The following is a 4,977-nucleotide window of genomic DNA, read 5'->3' as shown; positions in this document are numbered from 1 at the left end:
CGCGCTCAAGGCCAGATCCACACCCGTTGAGCTCGATCTGCCGGAGGTGGTTAGTTAGAAAAAACGTCGCCGAGTGTTGGGAAAGGGTTGACACGTTCCGGGACGAGAGGCCCGGCGGGATTCGAACCCGCGACATTTGGATTAGATGTAGTCCCCTGGGCATTCGCGGAACCGAAAGCGGAGCGTGTGTTGCGGTGCTGAAGTTGAATCGACGTGGCGACAAGGTGGGTGGAGACAGCGCTGCTCTAACCATTGAGCTACAGCTCGCAGGAGCTGGCGGGACTCGAACCCGCAACCGGCGGCGTGACAGGCATGTAGTCCCCGGGGCATTCGCTACCGTCGAACTGGGTGTTGAAGTGAAGCCTCCGAAGAGGTTGTTAATCCCCCGTCTCCCTTGGTGGGGAGACGGGGCTCGTGTTTTTCATGCATCAGCCGACAAGTGGGTGCGAGAGGTTTCGCCGGTATGAGCGGCGCGCCTGGGTCGAACAGGCCAATCCCGATGTACTCCCGCGGGCATTCGGTGGATGCAACCGGTTTCAGGTTCAGAGCGTCTCAGCTTCGATGCGCTCAACCCAGTGCCCCGCGCCGTCCTTGCCGCGGGCGAACTCGGCGATGCGTTCGAACACCGCGTCCGAGAAGCCGCCGATGTTCAGCACGTCGACGCGTTCGGGCAGCTGCGCGTTGGCATAGGGCTGCAGGTCAACGCAGACCAGGCGTGCGGCCGGGTTGCGCTGCTTCAGCTTGTGCCACTGCGCCAGTGCTTCGGTGCCGCCGTACTGATGTGCGTGCAGCCAGCTCTGGTTGTCCGAAAACAGCACGACCAGATCCGGTGGCGCGCGGCGCTTCGCCAGTTGTTCCAGCGGCGCACTGATCGCGGTCCCGCCGCCGATCAGGCCGGCCAGCGATTCCGTGACTGCGCGCAATCCGCCGCGCGGCGCCTGCCAGGGACGAACACGTTCGTCGAACGGCAAGACCTCGGCCTCCGGATTGCGTACCAGCAGCGCCGCCGCAAACAGCGCGGCCACATCAACACAGCGCACTGCCGTCGTGGCGCCGCGACGATGCCCGGTGATCGGCGACACCATCGAGCCCGACACGTCGACTGCGAGCGCCAGTGAGCCTGACAGCGCCGGCACCGCCCGAACCGAATGCTGCAGCGCCTCGCACAGCGCCTGCTGCAGCCGCGGCGGCAGGTCCTGCACGGCGCGCTGTGTAGCCAGCAACTGGTACGGGAACGCGCCGGCGCGCTGCACCTGCTCGCCATCGGCCAGCCGCTTCGCCAACCGGTTCACCAGATGGCTGTCCTCGAACACGCCGTGCCGCTGGAACGTGTTCAAGTTCATCCGCAGGGTGGTCCAGCTGCAGCTCGACGCAATCGCCTTCCAGTGCGCCGGGCTGAGCGCCAGCCCGGTCAGCAGCTGGAACGGCAGCTCGGGCACCGGCTGGCTGGCATCGCGCTTGAAGGCCTCGAAAGCCTGCAGCGCGGGCGGCAAGCGTTCCGGCAGGTAGGGGCGGCCGAGCGCATAGGCGAACAGCGCCTCGCGCTCACGGGTCAGCGGCTTCGGATGCACCATCCGGATCACATCGGCGATCGAGGGCTGCTGGCCCACCATCGCGCGGATGAACTCGGTATCGCTGCAGCCGTTCAACCAGTTCTGCACCAGACGCTTCGGCTGCGAACCGAGGCTGGTCCGCGCGACCCGGCCCGAGCGCAGGATCTGAACAAAGGCGCGCAACATGCGTCCGCTGTCGATCACTCGGCTGAACACCTGCTCCAGCAGCTCGCCGTTGAAACTGGCGAGATAGGCACACAACAGGGCCGGCGTGTCCTTCATGCGGCCGTGGCGGCGGGCATGCAGGGCAGCGCGGGCAACGAAACGGCTGTCGACATCGAAGCAGGCCGCCAGCAGTGCATCCAGCTGGGACTCCGCATCGCTGTAGTAGGTCGAGTTCAGGCAACCGGTCATCGCCAGCTGGGCCAGGCTGTGCTTGGGAGACAGTGCGTAGGCGGGGGCGCCGGCCTGATTCCGCGTGTCGGCCGGCTGCAGCGCGTTGGCGCCGGCGGTGCCGAACAACAGTCGATTGATCATGGCGGAATTCCTTGAACGGGTCCGGCGGGCTGCCGGGTCTGCTTGGGCTATATCAAGGGTCGTGCCAACTTTGATGGATGAGTTTAAGTGATTGAATAAAAAGTACTTTTCGAACTCGACCGGGTCTCGGCTATGCTCGCGCCCTCTCTTCTGAGCTATGAAAATATCCAAATGGATAACGCGCGCACGCCTGCAGCCGGACGCAGACCACTCGTCGTGATTGGTTTCCTTGGGACTTCGCTGGATGCCGGCGGCGGTGCGGGGCGCTGGGAGAAATGGCGGCCCACGGTCAGCCTCGGCATGTTCGAGGACCTCTGGGTCGACCGCATCGAGCTGCTGCTGGATGAGCGTCGCTTTGGCAATCTGCTGAAGCAGGTCAGCGCTGATCTTGCCGCGCAGTCGCCGCACACCGAGGTGGTTTCGCGCGACGTGTATCTGCAGGATCCCTGGGATTTCGAAGCGGTGTATTCGGTCCTGCATGACTTCGTGCGCGCTTATCCGTTCGACCCGGAGCGCGAGGATTATCTGGTCCACATCACCACCGGCACGCATGTGGCGCAGATCTGCTGGTTTCTGCTGACCGAGGCGCGCTTCATGCCGGGCCGACTGCTGCAGACCTCACCGCCGCGCAAGCAGCAGGCGGGCGACCCGGGCAGCTTCAGCATCATCGATCTGGATCTGGCGCGTTACGATCGGATTGCGCGCCGGTTTGCCGATGAGCGGCTGGAGACCGCGCAGTTTCTGAAGAGCGGGATCCAGACCCGCAGCCCGGCGTTCAACCGCATGATCGACCAGATCGAGCGCGTGGCCGTGCGCTCGAAGGCGCCGATCCTTCTGATGGGTCCGACCGGTGCGGGCAAAAGCATGCTGGCGCGCAATCTGTTCGAGCTGAAGCAACAGCGGCACGATCTGGCCGGGCGATTCGTCGAGGTCAACTGCGCGACCCTGCGTGGCGATGGTGCCGGCAGCGCGCTTTTCGGGCACGTCAAAGGCGCCTATACCGGCGCGCAGAACGAGCGCGTCGGGCATCTCAAGAGTGCCGACGGCGGGCTGCTGTTTCTCGACGAGATCGGTGAGCTGGGCTTGGATGAACAGGCCATGCTGCTGCGCGCGATCGAGGACAAGCGCTTTCTGCCGCTGGGCGGAGATCGTGAGGTCAGCAGCGAGTTCCAACTGCTGGCGGGCACCAATCGCGATCTTGGCGACGCAGTGGCGCAGGGGCGGTTTCGCGAGGATCTGTATGCGCGGCTGAACCTGTGGACCTTCTATCTGCCGGGGCTGAAGGAACGCAGCGAAGACATCGAGCCCAACCTCGATTTCGAACTGGAGCGGCATGCGCGTCTGCAGGGCGAGCGGGTGGGGTTCAACCGTGAGGCGCGGCAGACCTATCTGCGCTTCGCGACCTGTGCGGAGGCGATCTGGCCGGGCAATTTTCGCGACCTCGGCGCCTCGGTGACGCGTATGGCCACGCTCGCGGAGTCGGGTCGCATCACCGTCGAGAACGTTCAGGAAGAGATCGGACGCCTGCGCCGGCTGTGGGCACCGCAGCTGGGCGCGCGTGAGTCGATGCCGGGGCAGGATCTCCTGCAGTCGGTGTTGGGCGAGGCGGTTGCTGAGCTCGATCGCTTCGATCAGGTGCAGCTGGCCGAGGTGCTGCGTGTTTGCGCCGAGTGCCGCAGCTTGAGCGAGGCCGGACGCAGGCTGTTCAGCGCAAGCCGCGAGCGCAAGCGCAGCAGCAATGACGCAGATCGGCTGCGCAAATATCTGGCCCGATTCGATCTCGATTTCGAGGCGGTGCACGCCCGTGCCTAGCAGCCTGTCGGACGTCGGCTTCCCGGGCGGAAGTTCACTTCGTGCGCCCTATGGTCCGGCGACTCTTGATGGAGAGCGTCTGTTCGGCCTGCGCGCGGTACGGAAACGTGCCCGGCGTGCGAACTCAATCCTCAACTTCTGATAGGTGTCGGACTGGGCAGCCCGCACAGCGCGGAAGGGCCGGCGCAGAGGCCGGCCCTTCCGTGTTGCAAGTTGAGCGATCAGTTCCTGTGCGAACACTTGTTGGGGTTGCCGCCCGGGTCACTGCCAAACGCGGCCGTGGTGCAGGCGATGCTGTTGCCGACGCCGACGCCGACGCCGACGAAGCGCAGCACCCAATTGCCCTTGCGTCCGTAGGCCACCCAGCCGGTGCCGCGTGTAACCGCGCAGGTGCCGCCTGCATCGGCGCACTTGCTGAAACCAGCTGGGTAGTCGCCCGTGCCGCTCAGGGGTGGTGGAGTGCCGCCGCTGGAGCTGCTGCTTGACGAACTGCTGGACGAGCTCGAAGCTGTGCGTCTCGCGGAAACCGCAGCGGACTCGGTGACCACCCCGTTGGTCGTGTTCGTCACCCAGTACCAGTACTGGGTGCCGGCCACCGCGGTAGTGTCGCTGTAGCTGCGGATGGTGGAGCCGACAATGCCGATTCGCGTCCGGCCTGCAGGCGTGGCGTCGATGTCGCGATAGACCTCCTGCGATGCCGGGGTCAGGTTCACCGGCGTCCAGGTGAGATTGACCGCGCTGGTCGTACCGCTGGCACTCAGCGTGATTGCTGGCGTGCCGCCGCCTGACGACGAGGACGAACTACTGCTGGAGGAGCTGCTTGAGGAACTGCTGGAGGATCCGCCGGTGCCGCACTGCGGCGCCGTAGTCGCCAGGTTGGAGCCTGCGCCTGCGGTGGCAAACACCAGGCACTTGACCTGCGCAGCCGGTGCGACCGCCAGCGAGTAGCCGCCCTACGCGCCTACACTCCACGAGACAGTGACGCAGCACGTTATCTCTCATTCTAGGGCGGCTTTGTTCGGAGACTCCCATGCCAAAGCCGTTGCGGGTTCGCCCGCCAGAAACATCTTCCGCC

4 protein-coding genes are annotated in these 4,977 nt (G+C 65.2%); 2 read left to right on the top strand and 2 right to left on the bottom strand.

The window, feature by feature from the left end; genetic code table 11:
• Positions 1 to 542: 542 nt before the first annotated feature.
• On the bottom strand, positions 543 to 2,090 hold the full coding sequence (locus ACIQ7H_RS21735) for a TROVE domain-containing protein (RefSeq protein ID WP_395795511.1): 1,548 nt from the start codon (positions 2,088 to 2,090) through the stop codon (positions 543 to 545).
• A gap of 216 nt (positions 2,091 to 2,306) precedes the next feature.
• Between ACIQ7H_RS21735 and rtcR the strand changes: the two genes are divergently transcribed.
• The gene (gene rtcR / locus ACIQ7H_RS21730) at positions 2,307 to 3,902 is read left to right on the top strand and encodes an RNA repair transcriptional activator RtcR (protein WP_395795509.1); all 1,596 of its coding nucleotides are present in this window, start codon (positions 2,307 to 2,309) and stop codon (positions 3,900 to 3,902) included.
• A gap of 221 nt (positions 3,903 to 4,123) precedes the next feature.
• On the opposite strand, the gene ACIQ7H_RS21725 is transcribed toward rtcR, so the two are convergent.
• On the bottom strand, positions 4,124 to 4,615 hold the full coding sequence (locus ACIQ7H_RS21725; protein ID WP_395795507.1) for a hypothetical protein: 492 nt from the start codon (positions 4,613 to 4,615) through the stop codon (positions 4,124 to 4,126).
• A gap of 16 nt (positions 4,616 to 4,631) precedes the next feature.
• On the opposite strand from ACIQ7H_RS21725, the gene ACIQ7H_RS21720 reads away from it, so the two are divergent.
• Positions 4,632 to 4,850 carry a hypothetical protein gene (locus tag ACIQ7H_RS21720; RefSeq protein WP_395795505.1) on the top strand — a complete coding sequence of 73 codons (219 nt, stop codon included), beginning with the start codon at positions 4,632 to 4,634 and terminating at the stop codon, positions 4,848 to 4,850.
• The last annotated feature ends 127 nt before the right edge of the window (positions 4,851 to 4,977 follow it).

It is taken from the genome of Aquimonas sp., from assembly GCF_044377145.1.
Taxonomy (GTDB): domain Bacteria; phylum Pseudomonadota; class Gammaproteobacteria; order Xanthomonadales; family Xanthomonadaceae; genus Aquimonas.
The sequence above is the reverse complement of the archived record's forward strand: the minus strand, read 5'-3'. Positions and strand labels throughout refer to the sequence as shown.

Bases quoted from the DNA above. Each gene is read 5' to 3' on its own strand.
- ACIQ7H_RS21735 (WP_395795511.1), bottom strand. From the start codon at position 2,090: ATGATCAATCGACTGTTGTTCGGCACCGCCGGCGCCAACGCGCTGCAG.